The following is a 16290-nucleotide window of genomic DNA, read 5'->3' as shown; positions in this document are numbered from 1 at the left end:
GCTATTTGCAGACGACGAAAACTGACATGGATTTGGCGCGGTCGGCGAGATCGGCGGGGTCGAGCGGCTTTTCCGCCGCAACCGGCGTCAGATATTGAATGCGGTTGGCGTCGAGGAAATTGACCAGCATGGTCGCCTTGACCGCGAAATTGACGTTTTGGGGGAGGTCGCCGCCCTCCGACGCCACTTTCAGCGCATTGAGCTTCATGGCGACGACGCCGACGACATTGCCGTCGCGGTCGAGCAGCGGGCCGCCCGAATTGCCGGCTTGAACCGGCGTCGAAATCTGGGCGAAGCGGCTGTCGTCGCCAAGCCCGCTCAGCGCCGTGACATTTCCGAGGGTGAAATTGCCCGAGGTCGCGAGAATGTCGGCATGGGGAAAGCCGAAGGCGGCGACGTTTTCGCCAAGCCGCAGCGAGGGGCGCAAGTGCGCGGCCTTGGCGGCGGTCTTGTCGACCTTGAGCAAAGCGAGGTCGTTGGTCGCATCCCGCGCGACCAGCTTGGCGTCGAGAATGGCGCCGTCGTCCGACCGGGCCTTGATCGAGGCGCAATCGGCGATCACATGGGCCGAGGTGACGAAATGGCCGTCGGCGGCGATGAAGAAGCCGGTTCCCGTCGAAATCCTGTCCTTGTCCGGCTCGCGCGCCGGCGGGCTGGCTTTGGCGCTCGCGGCCGGCGGGTTGGCCGGTTTGGGCGCCGGGACGGGCGCGGGATTGGGAAGATCGACGGCGGGCGCGCCGGTCATGGTCGCCCACAGGCCCCCCGACATCAGTATGGCGATCCGTTCGCCATGGACATTGCCATTGGCGTTGTTCCACATCAGGGTGAAGCCGGTGGCGGCGCGCCCGTCCTGATGGTAGCGCAGATAATGGTCGACGCCGTCGGGCGTCGAGGCCGAGAGGACAAACCAGCCGTCCTTCATCACCTTGTAATGGATATGCGCGCGCTTTTCTTCGTAAAGCCGCGTCATCAGCGCGAAGGCGGCGGGGATCGGGGTTGAGGAAAAACTGGCGAAGGTGATGGAGATGCGCCGGCTGGGGTCGTCGAATTTGAGCCCCGCATCCTCGCGCGAGTCGCGCAGGCCGAGTCCGACCGGAACCCACAGGGGAATGTTGCGGCTGGGATGGAAGATTTTGCGAAAACCCCAGCTCTGGAACCACGGGCGCGCCAGCTCGATCAAAGCGTCGATTTGCGCAGCGGTGAGGTCGCCATCGGCGCGAAAACCGTTTTCGGCCTGAAAATTTTGCACGCCCTCATATTGCCGCTTGCTGAAGTCGCCTGAAGGCACGCCATTGAGATAGCCGGCGCCGATCAAAAAGGTCTGGATCAGCAGCCGCTCGTTCAGGGGGGCGGCGGAGAAATTGCGTTGCGCGGCGCCGAAGTCGGCGAAGGCGGGCGCGGCCGCGAAAAGCGCGCCGGCTGCGAGCAGAAGCCGCAATGAACTCAATATACGCATATCAAAAAGTTCCGGCGCGAGGACGCGCCGAAACTATGCTTTTGGCCGGAAAGCGAGTCAACGATCAGGTCAAACCAGTCCGGTCGCGTAGTAAATGCCGATCACCACGAAGACGGCGGTGGTTTTGATGACGGTGACGGCAAAAATGTCCTTGTAGCTCTGGCGATGGGTGAGGCCGGTCACCGCCAGCAGCGTGATCACCGCGCCATTGTGGGGCAGGGTGTCCATGCCGCCGGAAGCCATCGACGCCACGCGGTGCAGCACCGCCATTGGAATGCCGGCGGCGTTGGCGGCGGCGATGAACTGGTCGGACATGGCGGCCAGCGCGATCGACATGCCGCCGGACGCCGAACCGGTGATGCCGGCGAGCGAGGTCACCGTCACGGCTTCGTTGACCAGCGGATTGGGGATGGCCGCCAGCGCGTCGCGAATGACGATGAAGCCGGGCAGGGTGGCGATCACCGCGCCGAAACCATATTCGGAGGCGGTGTTCATCGAGGCGAGCAGGGCGCCCGACACCGCCGTTTTCCCGCCTTCGGCAAAGTTTTTGCGCACCTGCGTCCAGCCGAGCGCGACCACCGAAAGAATGCCGACGATCAGCGCCGCCTCCACCGACCAGACGGCGGTGAGCTTGTCGACGGCGACCGTGACCGGCTTGGCCATGGCGGCGAGCTTGAGCTCGTAGGTCTTGCCGTAATTGTCGGCGATCAGGGTCGTAAACAGCTTGTTCAGCCCGAACACCAGCACGAGCGGCAGCATGGCGAGCCAGGCCGGCGCCAGTTTTTCATGCGCGAGCGGCGCGGGTTCGTTGATGTGCCCCTCGCCATAGCCTTCGCCGGCTTTCAGCGCGGCGAAGCGGCGCCATTCCAGATAGGCGATGCCGACGACGAAGATGAACAGGCCGCCGAGCGTGCCGAGCGCCGGCGCGGCGAAGGCGGTGGTCTTGAAATAGGTGGTGGGGATGATGTTCTGGATCTGCGGCGTGCCCGGCAGCGAATCCATGGTGAAGGAAAAGGCGCCGAGCGCAATGGTTCCGGGAATCAGCCGCTTCGGGATGTCGTGCTGCCGGAACATTTCGGCGGCGAAGGGATAGACGGCGAAGACGACCACGAACAGCGACACGCCGCCATAGGTGAGGATGGCGCCGACCAGCACGATCGAGACGATGGTGAATCGCGGACCAAGCAGCGAGGTCACCGCCGAGACGATGCTCTTGGAAAAACCCGACATTTCGATCAGCTTGCCGAACACCGCGCCCAGCAGGAAGACCGGGAAGTAATCGCGGATGAACCCGACCATGCGCTCCATGAACACGCCGGAAAAGGCGGCGGGCACGGCGGCGGGATCGGTGAGCAGCACCGCGCCCATGGCGGCGACGGGGGCGAACAGGATCACCGAGAAGCCGCGATAGGCGACAATCATCAGGAATATCAGCGCCCCAAGGGCGACAACAAAACTCATGCGAAACCTCCCCCACGCCGGATTCTGGGCGCGAACTTTGAATTGCCGCGACTTTAACGCAGAAATGCCGCTTTGCGCACGGGAAGCCGATCGGTTCAGCGCTATCCTTTCGCATCATGGCGCGCGGCGTTGAGATCGCGGCGCCGCCGTGGCAGAAGGCGGGCATGAGCGAAACACTTCAACAAGTCATGGGCATGCTGGCCATTGCGATGATGGTCGCCATGCTGGCGCGGCGGCTGCGTCTGCCCTACACGATCGGCCTCGTTCTGGTCGGCGGACTCCTGGCCTGGTCGGGAACGCGACGCCTGCCGCCGCTGACGTCGGAGCTGCTGTACTATCTGATTCTGCCGCCGCTGCTGTTTGAGGCGGCGCTGGCGCTGCGCTGGCGCGATCTGCGGCGCGATCTCGCGCCGATCCTGTCGCTGGCGGTGTTCGGCACCGTCGCGGCCATGGCGGTGGTGGCGGCGGCGGTCCATTATCTCATGGGCTGGCCGCTCGCGGCGGCCCTGGTGTTCGGCGCGCTGATCTCCGCCACCGATCCCGTGGCGATCATCGCCATGTTCAAGGACAATGGCGTGCATGGCCGGTTGCGCGTGTTGGTCGAGGCGGAAAGCCTGCTCAACGACGCGGCCGCCGCCGTCCTGTTCGCGTTGGCGCTGGCTTTTGCGCTCGCCGGCGCCGACGGTTTGACTGGCGCGCAAATGAGCTGGGAGCTGTTCCGAATCGTCGGCGGCGGCGCGCTGATCGGCGCGGGCTTTGGCGTCGCCGTGATTTTTGCCGCGCGCGGCACCAGCGAGCATCTGGTCGAACTGACGCTCACCATGCTGGCCGCCTATGGCTCCTTCCTGCTCGCCGAACATTTTCACGATTCCGGCGTGCTGGCGGCGGTGACGGCGGGCCTAATCATCGGCAATTTCCGACCCGCGAGCGAAAAGGGCGATTTCCTCACCGAAAAAGGCCGGGAGTTCATGACGGATTTCTGGGATTTCGCCGCCTTCCTCGCGAACTCCATGGTGTTCCTGCTGATCGGCGCGCGCGTCGCCGGGTCCAGCTATGCGCATTATCCCTGGACGGAATATGCCGGCGTGCTCGCCATCACGCTTTTCGCCCGCGCCGTCGCCGTCTATCCGCTGTCCGCGCTGTTTTCGCGCTCGCGCTGGCGGATCAGCCAGGGCGAGCAATTCGTTCTGTGGTGGGGCGGGTTGCGCGGCGCGCTGGCGCTGGCCTTGGTGCTGTCGCTGCCAAGCCGCGTGCCGCTGCGCGACGAAATCGTGCTGGTGACGTTCTTTGTCGTCGCCTTCTCGATCGTCGTGCAGGGCCTGACCATGCCGCCCGTGCTTCGAAAACTCGGGTTTTTGGGAGGCAAGCATGACGAGGATCACGCTCACCAATGATTTTTTGCGCGCCGAGATTTTTGCGCTCGGCGCGGAACTTGTCCGCCTGCAGGACGCAACCGGCGCCGATTGGCTGCATGATGGCGATCCCTCGTGGTGGAGCGGTCGCGCGCCCCTGCTGTTTCCTATGGTCGGCCGCGCCAAAGGCGACCATATCCGCGTGGACGGCCGGCTTTTCCCGCTGCCGCAGCACGGTTTTGCTAGGCGCGCGACATTTGCGGTGGTGGAGGCCGGCCCCGACCGCGTCGTGCTGCGCCTGAGCGCGAGCGGGGAGACGCTTGTCAGCTACCCCTTCGCCTTCCGGCTGGATGTCGCCTATGCGCTGGCCGGCGCGACGCTGAATGTGGCGGCGATGGTGGCGAATGAAGACGACAAGCCGATGCCGTTTTCGCTCGGTTTTCACCCCGCCTTCCGCTGGCCGCTGCCGGGCGGCAAAGGCGCGCATGAGGTCCGGTTCGAGCGCCCGGAGCCCGCGCCGATCCGCCGGCTGACCGACGGCCTGCTCGACCCGCAAGAATTTGCAAATCCGGCGGCTTCGGGCCTGCTGGCGCTGGAGCCCGGCCTGTTCGAGGCGGGCGCGCTGATTTTCGATTCTTTGCAGAGCCGCCGCGTCGCCTTCGGCCCGCCCGGCGGCCCCGAAGTCGCGGTGTCTTTTCCCGGCCTGCCGCATTTCGGCCTGTGGACCAAGCCCGGCGCGCCGTTTTTATGCCTGGAGCCCTGGCAGGGTTTTGCCGCTCCACTCGATTTCGACGGAGAATTTTGTGAGCGCCCCGGCGTTGTGACGCTGGCGCCGGGGGAGAGCCGCCGCTTTGTCATGGACATCGCGATAAAATTTTAGCAGCGGGGACGCGGCCAAGCGGGGCGCGCGCTCCCTCTCCCCGAGAGCGCGCGGCTGTCCGGGGAAAGTTGTTCGTTCCACAGATACGCAAATGTCCGCATTGCGATCCAACTCTCTGTCGTCATGGCCGGGCTTGTCCCGGCCATCCACGCGGCGCCGCAATGCGAACTGCCGTAGGTTTTTCCCCGGCGGGCTGGCGTGGAAGCCCGAGCATGACGTTTTTCGTTTGAAATCGCGCTGGCAAACACAATCAAGATTGTTTCCCCGGACAGCCGTGCCGTGAGCGGGGAGAGGGTTGGGGGGATTCCGGCGTTGGTCCAAAGCGCCGGCCGCGTCGCCTCAGCAGGAGGGGTCGGAATCGACTAAAAATCTTCATGGTGATGAGCCCGCGAGCGCAGAGTCGCGCAGCCAACGCGGGCAATCCCGAAAAATCGGCATTTTGTAAAAAGTGAAAACCGCGAATTTCGGCTTTTCCGCCAATGTGGCGAAAGGATGTTCATGTTTTGTTTCACGTGAAACGACGGCATTGAGGCGAGTCGCTCTCTCAAGTCGTTGTCTTAAAGGGCAAAGTATTCGCCGGCCACGCCAAGGGGCGATAAGGCCAACCCCGTCCGCTCCCGGCGCGGCTTACACAACCCATCGCGTGCATGCGAGAAAACTGCGCAGTTTTCGTCGGAAATCGCGTGTTTTTTTACAAATGCATCAGTTTTGCGCGATTTTGCGCGCCTTCATTTCAACCAGGAATAGAAATTTCCAAAAAATGCGCCCCAACGAGCCATCAGGGCGGCGCCAAACAAAGACCACGCGCCTGCGTCTAAAATCGGCGGTTTGCGGTCTTCCACGAACGCCGTTGGCAAATTCGGCTTGGCGCAGGTTTGCGGACATAGGCGACGATTGGCGCCTGATCGACACGGGTCGGAAGCTGACCGCAGTTACCGGCGACAATCCCTCCCGACTTTCATGACCTTCTCGAAACCAAAGCCCTCATCGCCGCCTGGGAATTCGTTCGCGCCAGGCGCGTGCGGGTCCGGATGGCGGGCGTTGTAAAACGTCACAATCTTGAAACCACACTTGTTCACGTAGAAGTGGATGTTCCGCTTCTCGAAATACGGGGTGTGCGTGGTCCAGACCAGCGTCTCGGGGTAACGGCGTTCGATCGCCAGCCAAGCCTTATGCCCGAGACCACGACCGTGCTCTGTGGGAGAGAGGAAGAACAGGCCAAGCGAATTTTGATGTGTCTCCGGATCGATGGACAGCACGGCCCCGCCGACTGGTCGGCCTGCGGACAGGATGCGGAGCACCACGGCGTCCGGCGCGCTCATGGCGCCGTCGAGATCGGCGTCGGTCGGTATCGGGCCGTCTGGGAGTTCTCCAAATTCGTCAACGACGGCCACAGCAAAGGCACTCTGCAGCTCTTTCTTGAATGCGGGGAAGTCGCCGGGTTGGGCCTCCACGAGTGTGATCTGGTCGTCGGTCATTTTTCGCTACTATCACATCCCCCTGCAAACGAGCAGAGCGGGTCACGAATGGCGGCCAACATACCAAGGATCGTTGGCCGACGCCGTCAGGATGCTCAAGCCGATAGCCGTTACTCCCCCGCATCGCCAAGCCTGAAACCTTCACCCCTTGGCGTACGCCTCGCGCAAGATGTTTTTCTGCACCTTGCCCATCGTGTTGCGGGGCAGGGCGTCGACGAAGCAGATGCGCTTGGGCTGCTTGAATTTCGCCAGACGTCCGGCGAGCGCGGCGCGAATATCGTCCTCGGTGAGCGCGGCGCCTTTTTCGCGCACCACCACGGCCACCACCGCCTCGCCAAAATCGGCGTCGGGCAGGCCGATCACCGCGCTTTCGACCACGCCGGCCAAAGAATCGATCTCGCCCTCGACCTCCTTGGGATAGATGTTGAGGCCGCCGGAAATGATCAAATCCTTGCCGCGCCCGACAATGTGGACATAGCCGTTTTCGTCGATGCGCCCGAGATCGCCGGTGATGAAAAATCCGTCCGGCCGGAACTCGGCCGCGGTCTTTTCCGGCATTTGCCAATAGCCGCGAAAAACGTTCGGACCCTTCACCTCGATCATGCCGATCTCGCCGTCCGAAACGTCCTCGCCGGTGTCGGGATCGACCACGCGCAGCGAAACCCCGGGGAGCGGAAAACCCACCGTGCCGGCGACGCGGTCGCCGTCATAGGGGTTTGAGGTGTTCATATTGGTTTCGGTCATGCCATAGCGTTCGAGAATGGCGTGGCCGGTTTTTTCGCGGAAGGCGCGATGGGTCTCGGCCAGCAACGGCGCCGAACCGGAGACGAACAGCCGCATGTTTTGGCAGGCCTCGCGGGTGAGCCCGGGTTCTTCTAGTAGGCGGGTGTAAAAAGTGGGCACGCCCATCAAAACCGTCGCGCGGGGCAGGGTTTGCAAGACCTGCGGCGCGGAGAATTTGGGCAAGAAGATCATGCTGGCAAAGGACAGCAGCACGCAATTGGTCGCCACGAACAGGCCGTGGGTGTGATAGACGGGCAGGGCGTGGACCAAAATATCGTCGGACGTAAAGCGCCAATAATCGACGAGCGTGAGTGTGTTCGAGGCGAGATTGTCGTGGCTGAGCATGGCCCCCTTGGAGCGCCCCGTCGTGCCGGACGTGTACAGGATCGCCGCCAGATCATTTTTGTCGCGCGCCACATTGGCGAAGGTTTCGGGGCTGGCTTTGGCGCGCTCAAAAAGCTCGCCCTCCATGCCGACGCCATGGGTGAGGATCAGCGCCCCGGCTTCTTTGGCGGCTGGCGCGTGCGCCTCGGCCCAGGCGGGATCGCAAACAAAAACTTTGGGCCGGGCATCGCCGAGAAAATAGCCGACTTCGTGCGGGGTGTAGGCGGTGTTAAGCGGCAGGAAAATCGCGCCGGCGCGCAGGCAGGCGAGATAGATGAACAGGACGGCCGGCGATTTCTCCATCTGCACGGCGACGCGGTCGCCGGGCTCGACGCCCGCCGCCACCAGCGCATTGGCGTAGCGCGCGCTGGCCGACAGCATTTGGCCGTAGGTGATTTTTGCGCCGGTTTCCGTCTCGATGAAGGTTTTGGAGGAGTCGGCGATTTTGCCCGCGATGAGGTCGAAGAGGTAGTTCATTTCGGTCGTTACCCTCGAACATTCAGCCCGTCATGGCCGGGCTTGTCCCGGCCATCCACGCCGGCATGGCAGGCTTCGTCCTTGGCGAGAGGCGGCGCCTTTGTCCAGTCTTGAGCCGCTTAAGCAGCGGCTTGGCGTGGATGCCCGGGACAAGCCCGGGCATGACGTTGAAGTTTGCGGCGCGCGTCAATCTCGCAAGTCCACGCGCACCGGCACATGGTCCGACGGTTTTTCCCGCGCCCGCATGTCGCGGTCGATCTTGACGCCCACGAGGCGGTCGGCGGCCTGCGGCGACAGCAACAAATGGTCGATGCGCAGCCCCAGATTTTTGGGCCAGCATCCCGCCTGATAATCCCAAAACGTATATTGCTTCGCCTCGTCCGTCGTGGCGCGCAGGGCGTCCGTAAAACCCAGCGCCAACAGCTCGCGGAATTTTTGCCGGGTCGGCAACGCATAGAGCGCGTCCGCCGCCCAGCCGGCGGGATCGTAGACGTCGCGCGCGTCGGGAATCACATTGTAGTCGCCCGCCAGCACGAACACCTCTTCATGCTTCAGCAGCGCGCGGGCGTGCCCGATCAGACGATCCATCCAGGCGAGCTTGTAGGCGTATTTCTCCGTCCCCATCGGATTGCCGTTGGGCAGATAGAGACAGCCGACCCGCACGACGCGCGGCCCGAACGGAATCACGGCCTCGATATAGCGCGATTGCTCGTCGCTCTCGTCGCCGGGCAGGCCGGGGGCGCATTCCATCGGCGCCTTGGAGAGAATGGCGACGCCATTATAGGATTTCTGCCCGTGCACGGCGACATTGTAGCCCGCGGCTTCGATCTCCAGGCGCGGAAACGCGTCATCCTGGCATTTGATCTCCTGCAGACAGAGCACGTCCGGCGAGACATCGCGCAGATAGGCGAGCACCAGGTCCAGCCGCAGCCGGACCGAATTGATGTTCCAGGTGGCGATGCGCATTTCAGCGACGCGCGGCGCGCGAAAAAACTGGCGGCCGCTCGCGCATCAGTTTTGGCGTGGGCCCATGCGGCGTCACGCCCTCGCGCATCAGCGCGCGGCGCAAAGGTCCGACGGCGGAGAAAAAGTTCAGCGCGAAGGCGCGGGCGAAATCCACGGGCAGCGCATGGACCAGCAGCGAGCGGTTGAGCACGTCGATGCTGTTGACGCGGAACCCAATGTCGCGCGCCCGGTCGCGCTCATAGCGTTTGAGCGCCCGCGAGATCGGGTCGGGCTCGTCGAGGTCCAGACCCTCGAGACAGTCCACCAGATTGGCGACATCGCGCAGGGTGAGGTTCAAGCCCTGCGCGCCGATCGGCGGGAACAGATGCGCGGATTCGCCGATCAGGGCCAGCCGCAGCCCGGTGACGCGGTCGGTTTTCAGCGCGCCCATCGGGAAGGCGCCGACGGGACCGTCGAGTTCGATGTGACCGAACTTGTCGTGCGACTGGTCCTGGATTTCGCCCGCGAGTTCCTCGGGATAGAGCGCCTGCAAGCGCACGGCTTCGCGCGGCGACACCAACCAAACCATGCTGGAGCGATGCGGCGCGCCCTCGCGGCCTTGCAGCGGCACGAAGGTGAAGGGGCCGCTGCGCTTGTGCCATTCCGTCGAAATGTTGTGATGCGGCTTTTCGTGCTTGAGCAGGACTGTCAGCGCCGTCTGCGGATAGGTCCAGGTTTTCACCGTAATGCCGGCGATCTGGCGCGCCTGCGAGTTGCGGCCCTCGCCGGCGACGATGAACTTGGCGTCGATCCAGCCGCCGCCGACCAGCCGCGCCCGCGCGCCGGAATAATTCAGCTCGAACGTGTCAAGCAGGCCCTCGATCAGCGTGATCGCCGGATTTTCGCGCGCCGCCGCCGCCAGTTCCGCCACCAGCGCATTGTTTTCAATATTCTGGCCGAAGGCGTCGAGGTCGATTTCCCGCGACCGAAATTCTTTCGGCGCGGTGGGAAACAGCGAGCCGGTGTCGTCGATGAGCCGAATGCCCTCCATCGGCGCCGCATGGGGCTCGCAGGCGTCCCACAGTCCAAGAGCGCGGAAGAATCGCAGGCTGCCTTCGAACAAAGCGACCGTGCGTCCGGCGAGATGGGTCTCGACCTTGCCGACCACGATCACGCTGCGCCCCTGCGCGGCGAAGGCGTGCGCCGCCGAAAGCCCGGCCGCGCCGGCGCCGACGACAAGCACATCGCATGCGTAAAATTCTGTCTCGCTCATGCCCGATCTCCTGAGGCTCCATTTAGGGGTTTTGGAGAGGCGAGTTCAAGGGCGACCGGCGTTAAGCCTGCGATCAGATCGATCTTGAATCTTGGGGCCGCTTGCGCGCGGAATGGCCGGGGAGGCGCGATGGCCATCAGTTCGAGACGAGCGGTTCTGTTGGGCGCGGCGGGATTGACCCTGGGCGGGTTGGGCGCGTGGCGCGGCCGCGATCGCCTGGCCAATCTGTTCAACCCGTTCGCCGCCGATCGTTTCGACCTGCCGCCGCTCGCCGGCCTCACCGACCCCGCGGGTCGACAAATCCCGGGGTTTTCGGCGGCCGACATCGCGGACAAAACCGTGTTCCTGAACGCCTTCGCCTCCTGGTGTCCGCAATGCCGCGAGGAGCACCAGGCTTTGGTCGATTTCGCCCGCGCGGGCGCGACGATTTTTGGCGTGGCTTCGGCGGATGATCCGGAGAACACGCTGAGCTATCTGCGGGCGTTCGGCAATCCCTATGCGCGGCTCGGCGTGGATCGAAGGGGTTTGCTCTATCGGGCGCTGGGCGCGCGCGGCATTCCCGCGAGTTTCGTGCTGGCGCCGGGGCCTCGCATCGCCTTCAAACATGTCGGCCCGATCGCGCTCGCCGAGTTGCAGGCAAGCGTCGGCCCCGTCCTAAAATTGTAAAGCGACGCTTTGGTCGTCTTGGTTTTGCCGGTGTTAACCTTTACACGTTTTCGTGAACACGCGCGCCTGCGCGCAAAAGGTTGATCGGGAGGTTTGCATGAACAGGACCATTCTGCTGGGCGTCGCTTTCGCTGGCGCGTTGGCGCTCGGCGGTTGCGGCTACACGCAGGAGCAGCGCACGGTGAATGGCGCGGCCGTGGGCGCGGCCTCCGGCGCGATGATCGGCGGTCTGGCCAGCGGCAGCGCGGGCGGCGCGGTCGCGGGCGCGCTGCTCGGCGGCGCCGCCGGCGGCGTCATCGGCGCCAACAGCGCTCCGCCGCCCCCGCCGCCGCCGCGCCGCTGCGCCGAGTGGGAAGAGGATTATTACGGCCGCCGCCACTGCATCGCGTGGTATTGATTTGAGGACGGGCGCCTTCCTTCTCCCCTTGCGGGAGAAGGTGGCGCCTCCGGCGCCGGATGAGGGGTTCGTCCGTCGCGACCGCCCCTCATCCGTCTCGCGCTTTCAGCGCGATCCACCTTCTCCCCTCGCAGGGCGTTCGTCAGAACGCCCGTCTGATGACGGGCTATGGGGAGAAGAAATGCCCCGGCGCCATGCATCCACGCCCTGATTCCCCGCTCGTCGAAAAATTCGTAGTTTCGCCCAACCATGGCGCACGGCTGGTTGGGCCAACCGACGCGCTGATCCTCCACTATACCGGCATGCCCACTGGCGAGGCGGCGCTGGACCTGCTGGCCACGGAAAAGGGCGGCGTCTCCTGCCATTACCTCGTCTGGGAGGATGGCCGCATCTGGCAACTCGTCGCCGAGGATTTGCGCGCCTGGCATGCCGGCAAGAGTTTTTGGGCGGGCGAAACCGATCTCAACTCCCGCTCGATCGGCGTCGAGATCGTCAACCCGGGTCATGACGGCGGCTGCCCGCCCTATCCCGAGGCGCAGATCGCGGCGGTGATCGCGCTCTGCCGGGACATTTGCGCCCGCCTAAAAATTCCGCCGCAAAGGGTGCTGGCCCATTCCGACATCGCGCCGTCGCGAAAAATCGACCCCGGCGAATTTTTCCCCTGGCGGCGGCTGCACGACGCGGGCGTCGGCCTCTGGGCAGAACCGTCCAGCATCCGTCCCGGCCCGAGCTATGAGCCCGGCGCGCTCGGGCCTCCGGTGGCGGCGCTGCAAAAAATGCTCGCGGATTTCGGCTATGGCGTCGAGGTGACGGGTGTTTATGACGCCGCGACGCAAGACGTGGTCGCCGCCTTCCAGCGCCATTTTCGCCCGGAACGGGTCGATGGGATCGCGGATGTCTCGACGCTGGAGACGTTGCGGGCGCTGCAGCTTCTTTTGGGTTAGAATTCCGCCATGCAAACCCGCCCCACACTGGCCGTCATTCTTGCCGGCGGCCTCGGCCGCCGGATGGGGGGCGCGCCAAAACCCTTGCTCACCCTCGGCGGACGCCGGCTGATCGACCATGTGATCGATCGCGCGCGCCGGCAAAATCTCGAGGTCGTCGTGAACCTCCATGACGTCACGCCTGAGGCCGCGGCGCCGTTCGGCGACGCGCCCTGCATCGCCGACGCGATTCCCGGCCACGCCGGGCCGCTGGCGGGGATTTTGGCCGCGCTGGACCATGCCAACGGTTTTAACGCCGTACTGAGCCTGCCCTGCGACACGCCGTTCTTGCCCGACGATCTCGCGGACCGCCTGACGGAAGCCGCGGGCAAGACCCGGGACGGCTTGGCTTGCGCGGCGTCGGGCGGGCGCGTCCATCCGGTGGTCGCGCTCTGGCCGCTGTCCCTGCGCGAAACCCTGCGGCGCGCGCTGGTCGAGGAAGGCATTCGCGGCATCGGCCAATTCCAGCGCCGCTACGACTGCGCGACCGTGGAATGGCCGGCCATTCCGCGCGATCCCTTCATGAACGTCAACACGCCCGAGGAGCTCGCGGCGGCGGAAGCGCTGCTGGCGCCGAAAATTCTGGACCTGCGCGGCCTCAAATGCCCGTTGCCGGTGTTGAAGACGCGAAAATTTCTGGCGGACATGGCGCCCGGGGAGCGAGTCGAAGTGTCCTGCACCGATCCCATGAGTTTTGTCGACGTGCCGCATCTCCTGCGCGAAACCGGCGACGTTCTGGAGGCGCAAAACCGGGCCGAAGGGGTCGCGGTTTTCCTCATCCGCCGAGAAGTCCGATGATGTCCCTCGCCGCCGTGATCTATGACGAAGGCGAGCCGATCGACGCGCTATTCGCCCAGGTGCGCGCGGCGCTGGAGGCGCGCGGCCAAAGGGTGGGCGGCGTGACCCAGACGCCCTGCGCGGAAACCATCTATGCCGTGCATATCGACAGCGGCCGGACCTTCGATCTGATGCAGAATCTCGGCGCTTGCGCCACCGGCTGCCGGCTGGACAGCGGCGCGCTGGCCGAAGTCGCCGGTCTGCTGGCGCAAAGCCTGGCGCAAAAACCCGACCTGTTGTTGATCAGCCGGTTTGGCCGCGTCGAGGCGGAAGGCGGCGGGTTTGTCGCGGAGATCGGCGCGGCGGCGCTGGCGGGCCAGCCGACTTTGATCGGCGTCGCCCGCAAGCGCGCTGACGACTGGCGCGCCTATGCCGGCGAATTCGCCTGCGAACTGCCCTGCGACGCCGCGGCGGTCCTGGCGTGGCGGGAGAGCCTGCCTCAGCCCTGATCGTTCAGCGACGGTTTTTCCGTATAGTCGATCGCGTGCGAAAGGGTCGCGGCCACCTGTTCGGCGAGGCAGCGATAGCCGCGATCGTTCATGTGCAGCTGGTCGGGGCCGATCAGCTCTTCACGGCCGCTGACTTCGGCGAGTCGGCGCATGGCGTCGAAGCGCGAAACCAGCGTCACGCCGGTCTCGGCGGCGACCTGGCTGGTGGCGTCGCGCACGGCGAGATAGTGGGGATTGGCGGCGAATTTGCGCGTCCATTGCATGCCGACCAGCATCACATCGTCGCCGCGCTGGCGGAGAAAACCCAACGCCGAGCGCAGGGTCTGCTCATAGTCGCCGACCGGCACGTCCCTCAGGCCGTCATTGGTGCCGACCTGCCAGATCACCAGATCGGGATGTTGCTTGGGGATGTCCCGGCGCAGCCGTTCGACCGTCGCGGACGCCGTTTCGCCGCCGACGCCGAGATTGACCACCTCGAATTCGGTCGCCGGCAGAGCCAGATTGAGCAGCGCCAGCAATTGGGCGGGATAGCTGCGGGTGGGCGCGGAGGCGCCGACGCCCTCCGTCGAGGAGGAGCCGATGGCGACGATGCGCACGGCGCGACCCGACAGCAGGGCTTCGGAGAATTTCGGCAAGCCGGCGACATGCGCCGGCAAAGTGGCGGCGCAGGAGGCTTCGGGCGTCACGCGAAGCTGGCGCTCATGCGTCTCGCCGGGCGCGACGACGGGAAAAGCGGCGAAAGCCGCGATAATCCCCATGAGAGTGAAACGCAGTCGAGTGTTCATGCGCGATCCTGAAAGGCAAATCGAGCTTGCCCTTGGCTTGCGCGCGCGTCAATGATGCAGCGCAATCCATCGGGCTAGACCTTCAGCTAGTCTTACCCGATTGTTGAATTCCGCTTCTTCTGGGGCGCCTTGCTGACGCAACGCAATCAACAATGTGTGATCTCGGCGCCGGTTTAATCATGAATTAACCGTGCGGCGGTCACCCCGCCGCCGCTACGGCCTGTGCGATTCCCGCATATTGGCAGCCGGCCGCCACGGCGACGAAACCGTGCCAGATGGCGTTCTGGAATTTCAGCGTGTGCCAGCGGTAGAACAGCACGCCCACCGAATAGAACAGGCCGCCGACCAGGGTCAGCACCAGCGTCGCCATCGGCAGGTTGTCGAACAGGGATTTGGCCGCGACCACGCCGACCCAGCCTAGCGCCAGATAGACCACCAGCGACGCCTTGTCGTAGCGCCCGGGCAAAAACACTTTGACCGCCGCGCCGCCCAGCGCCACCACCCAGACGAAAATGGCCAGCGACCAGGCGAAAACCCCTGACGGCAATTGCGACAGCAGCGCCGTATAGGTGCCGGCGATCATCAGATAGATCGAGGCGTGGTCGAAGCGCCGCAGGATCCATTTGACGTTGGAGGGCGGGGTCATGTTGTAGGCGCAGGAAAAGCCGAACAGCAGGAAGAAGCCGGCGGCATAGGCGCCGAAGGCGAAGGCCTCGGACACCGCGCCGCGCTCCACCGCATGATTGATGAGCACGCCGAAGGCGATCAGCCCGGCGACAATGGCGATGGCGTGAACAAAGCCATCGGCGATCAGTTCGTCGACGCCATAGAGGCGCTTCTTCAGACGCGGATGATCTTCAGGCAGCGACATGAACAGCTCCGGTTCAGCAACGTTCAGAGTTAAACTAATGCGTGCGGCGGGATGATGGCAAGAGTCTGGGACCAGTCTGGGACCAGTCCGGAACCGCGTCAGGGACCCACCGCCTTGGCGATGCCGGCGAACTGGCAGGCGGTGGCCAATGTGACGAAGCCGTGCCAAATGGCGTTCTGGTACTTCAGACTATTCCACAAGTGAAACGGCACGCCAACGGAATAAAGCACGCCCCCGGCGAGCGTCAGGCTCATCGTCTCCGGCGGCAGTCCGGCGGCGAGGCGCGGCGCCCCCGCCATCGCGCCCCACCCCAAAGTCAGATAGAGCGCCAGCATCGCCCGGTCGAATCGGCCTGGAGTCGCCAGCAGCGCGAAACCGGCGCCGCCGATCGACGCCAACCACACCCAGGCGACGGCCGGCCAGATGCGGACATCCTGCGCGGTGAGCGACAGCAGCGCCGTATAGGTTCCCGATATCATCAGGAAAATTGCGGCGCGGTCGAGGCGGCGCAACAACCATTTGGCGCGGCAGGGCGGACTGAGATTATAGGCGCAGGACACGCCGAACAGCAGGAAGAAGGCGAGCGCGTAAACGCCGACGGCGGCGGCCGACGCCGCATCGCCTTTTTCGCCCAGCCGAAAGAACAGCACGGCGAAGCCGACGAAGCCTGCGAGAATGGCGATCCCATGCACCAGGGCGTCGGCGACCAATTCCGCAGGCGAATAGCAGCGTTTGAAATAATGGGGTAATGGGTCGGACATGGGCGCGTAACGCCAGAGGCCCGGTTTGGTTGCGGCGGCTATTTTCCTGCGG

16 protein-coding genes are annotated in these 16290 nt (G+C 64.6%); 7 read left to right on the top strand and 9 right to left on the bottom strand.

Translation table 11 applies throughout. The features are described from left to right. Position 1: 1 nt before the first annotated feature. A complete protein-coding gene (locus tag M2320_RS08595; RefSeq protein ID WP_264596914.1) occupies positions 2 to 1456 on the bottom strand; it encodes a serine protease in 1455 nt (484 codons plus the stop codon). Positions 1457 to 1525: 69 nt separating this feature from the next. Continuing rightward, the gene (locus M2320_RS08590; RefSeq protein WP_184430472.1) at positions 1526 to 2917 is read right to left on the bottom strand and encodes a GntP family permease; all 1392 of its coding nucleotides are present in this window, start codon (positions 2915 to 2917) and stop codon (positions 1526 to 1528) included. 164 nt (positions 2918 to 3081) lie between these two features. Here M2320_RS08590 and M2320_RS08585 point away from each other — a divergent pair, with 164 nt between their 5' ends. Both M2320_RS08585 and M2320_RS08580 read left to right on the top strand, forming a co-directional pair. Then, positions 3082 to 4311, top strand: a complete 1230-nt coding sequence (locus M2320_RS08585; protein WP_264596913.1) for a cation:proton antiporter — start codon at positions 3082 to 3084, stop codon at positions 4309 to 4311. Then, positions 4286 to 5149 (top strand): aldose 1-epimerase family protein, encoded by an 864-nt coding sequence (locus tag M2320_RS08580; protein WP_264596912.1) that lies wholly within the window; start codon positions 4286 to 4288, stop codon positions 5147 to 5149. Before M2320_RS08585 ends, M2320_RS08580 begins: the two co-directional genes overlap by 26 nt. A gap of 932 nt (positions 5150 to 6081) precedes the next feature. Here M2320_RS08580 and M2320_RS08575 read toward each other — a convergent pair. The 4 genes from M2320_RS08575 to M2320_RS08560 all read right to left on the bottom strand — a co-directional run bounded on the left by M2320_RS08575 (position 6082) and on the right by M2320_RS08560 (position 10489). After that, complete coding sequence (locus M2320_RS08575; protein WP_264596911.1) at positions 6082 to 6627, bottom strand: GNAT family N-acetyltransferase; 546 nt, start codon at positions 6625 to 6627, stop codon at positions 6082 to 6084. Between the two features lie 141 nt (positions 6628 to 6768). Next, a complete protein-coding gene (locus M2320_RS08570; RefSeq protein ID WP_264596910.1) occupies positions 6769 to 8271 on the bottom strand; it encodes a malonate--CoA ligase in 1503 nt (500 codons plus the stop codon). Positions 8272 to 8457: 186 nt separating this feature from the next. After that, positions 8458 to 9237 carry an exodeoxyribonuclease III gene (xth, locus tag M2320_RS08565; protein ID WP_264596909.1) on the bottom strand — a complete coding sequence of 260 codons (780 nt, stop codon included), beginning with the start codon at positions 9235 to 9237 and terminating at the stop codon, positions 8458 to 8460. 1 nt (position 9238) lies between these two features. Beyond that, the gene (locus M2320_RS08560) at positions 9239 to 10489 is read right to left on the bottom strand and encodes an FAD-dependent monooxygenase (RefSeq protein ID WP_264596908.1); all 1251 of its coding nucleotides are present in this window, start codon (positions 10487 to 10489) and stop codon (positions 9239 to 9241) included. 129 nt (positions 10490 to 10618) lie between these two features. On the opposite strand from M2320_RS08560, the gene M2320_RS08555 reads away from it, so the two are divergent. The 5 genes from M2320_RS08555 (at position 10619) to M2320_RS08530 (ending at position 13821) form a co-directional block, all read left to right on the top strand. Further along, on the top strand, positions 10619 to 11155 hold the full coding sequence (locus tag M2320_RS08555; protein ID WP_264596907.1) for a redoxin family protein: 537 nt from the start codon (positions 10619 to 10621) through the stop codon (positions 11153 to 11155). A 97-nt stretch (positions 11156 to 11252) separates the two neighbouring features. Next, on the top strand, positions 11253 to 11552 hold the full coding sequence (locus tag M2320_RS08550; RefSeq protein ID WP_184430345.1) for a hypothetical protein: 300 nt from the start codon (positions 11253 to 11255) through the stop codon (positions 11550 to 11552). A gap of 194 nt (positions 11553 to 11746) precedes the next feature. After that, on the top strand, positions 11747 to 12496 hold the full coding sequence (locus M2320_RS08545) for an N-acetylmuramoyl-L-alanine amidase (RefSeq protein WP_264596934.1): 750 nt from the start codon (positions 11747 to 11749) through the stop codon (positions 12494 to 12496). A 9-nt stretch (positions 12497 to 12505) separates the two neighbouring features. Beyond that, positions 12506 to 13333 carry a molybdenum cofactor guanylyltransferase MobA gene (mobA, locus tag M2320_RS08540; RefSeq protein ID WP_319801422.1) on the top strand — a complete coding sequence of 276 codons (828 nt, stop codon included), beginning with the start codon at positions 12506 to 12508 and terminating at the stop codon, positions 13331 to 13333. After that, a complete protein-coding gene (locus M2320_RS08530; RefSeq protein ID WP_264596906.1) occupies positions 13333 to 13821 on the top strand; it encodes a DUF2478 domain-containing protein in 489 nt (162 codons plus the stop codon). The genes mobA and M2320_RS08530 overlap by 1 nt, the downstream gene beginning before the upstream one ends. Here M2320_RS08530 and M2320_RS08525 read toward each other — a convergent pair. The 3 genes from M2320_RS08525 to trhA (M2320_RS08515) all read right to left on the bottom strand — a co-directional run bounded on the left by M2320_RS08525 (position 13812) and on the right by trhA (M2320_RS08515) (position 16238). Then, positions 13812 to 14606, bottom strand: coding sequence for an SGNH/GDSL hydrolase family protein (locus M2320_RS08525; RefSeq protein ID WP_264596905.1), 795 nt, complete (start codon positions 14604 to 14606; stop codon positions 13812 to 13814). The genes M2320_RS08530 and M2320_RS08525 overlap by 10 nt on opposite strands. A 199-nt stretch (positions 14607 to 14805) precedes the next feature. Then, positions 14806 to 15477 (bottom strand): PAQR family membrane homeostasis protein TrhA, encoded by a 672-nt coding sequence (trhA, locus tag M2320_RS08520; RefSeq protein ID WP_184430338.1) that lies wholly within the window; start codon positions 15475 to 15477, stop codon positions 14806 to 14808. 98 nt (positions 15478 to 15575) lie between these two features. Next, positions 15576 to 16238, bottom strand: a complete 663-nt coding sequence (trhA, locus tag M2320_RS08515; RefSeq protein ID WP_264596904.1) for a PAQR family membrane homeostasis protein TrhA — start codon at positions 16236 to 16238, stop codon at positions 15576 to 15578. Positions 16239 to 16290: the final 52 nt, after the last annotated feature.

Origin of the sequence: Rhodoblastus acidophilus (assembly GCF_025961575.1) — a bacterium.
GTDB lineage: Bacteria > Pseudomonadota > Alphaproteobacteria > Rhizobiales > Beijerinckiaceae > Rhodoblastus > Rhodoblastus acidophilus_C.
The sequence above is the reverse complement of the archived record's forward strand: the minus strand, read 5'-3'. Positions and strand labels throughout refer to the sequence as shown.

Bases quoted from the DNA above. Each gene is read 5' to 3' on its own strand.
- M2320_RS08595 (WP_264596914.1), bottom strand. From the start codon at position 1,456: ATGCGTATATTGAGTTCATTGCGGCTTCTGCTCGCAGCCGGCGCGCTT.
- M2320_RS08590 (WP_184430472.1), bottom strand. From the start codon at position 2,917: ATGAGTTTTGTTGTCGCCCTTGGGGCGCTGATATTCCTGATGATTGTC.
- M2320_RS08585 (WP_264596913.1), top strand. From the start codon at position 3,082: ATGAGCGAAACACTTCAACAAGTCATGGGCATGCTGGCCATTGCGATG.
- M2320_RS08580 (WP_264596912.1), top strand. From the start codon at position 4,286: ATGACGAGGATCACGCTCACCAATGATTTTTTGCGCGCCGAGATTTTT.
- M2320_RS08575 (WP_264596911.1), bottom strand. From the start codon at position 6,627: ATGACCGACGACCAGATCACACTCGTGGAGGCCCAACCCGGCGACTTC.
- M2320_RS08570 (WP_264596910.1), bottom strand. From the start codon at position 8,271: ATGAACTACCTCTTCGACCTCATCGCGGGCAAAATCGCCGACTCCTCC.
- xth (WP_264596909.1), bottom strand. From the start codon at position 9,237: ATGCGCATCGCCACCTGGAACATCAATTCGGTCCGGCTGCGGCTGGAC.
- M2320_RS08560 (WP_264596908.1), bottom strand. From the start codon at position 10,489: ATGAGCGAGACAGAATTTTACGCATGCGATGTGCTTGTCGTCGGCGCC.
- M2320_RS08555 (WP_264596907.1), top strand. From the start codon at position 10,619: ATGGCCATCAGTTCGAGACGAGCGGTTCTGTTGGGCGCGGCGGGATTG.
- M2320_RS08550 (WP_184430345.1), top strand. From the start codon at position 11,253: ATGAACAGGACCATTCTGCTGGGCGTCGCTTTCGCTGGCGCGTTGGCG.
- M2320_RS08545 (WP_264596934.1), top strand. From the start codon at position 11,747: ATGCATCCACGCCCTGATTCCCCGCTCGTCGAAAAATTCGTAGTTTCG.
- mobA (WP_319801422.1), top strand. From the start codon at position 12,506: ATGCAAACCCGCCCCACACTGGCCGTCATTCTTGCCGGCGGCCTCGGC.
- M2320_RS08530 (WP_264596906.1), top strand. From the start codon at position 13,333: ATGTCCCTCGCCGCCGTGATCTATGACGAAGGCGAGCCGATCGACGCG.
- M2320_RS08525 (WP_264596905.1), bottom strand. From the start codon at position 14,606: ATGAACACTCGACTGCGTTTCACTCTCATGGGGATTATCGCGGCTTTC.
- trhA (WP_184430338.1), bottom strand. From the start codon at position 15,477: ATGTCGCTGCCTGAAGATCATCCGCGTCTGAAGAAGCGCCTCTATGGC.
- trhA (WP_264596904.1), bottom strand. From the start codon at position 16,238: ATGTCCGACCCATTACCCCATTATTTCAAACGCTGCTATTCGCCTGCG.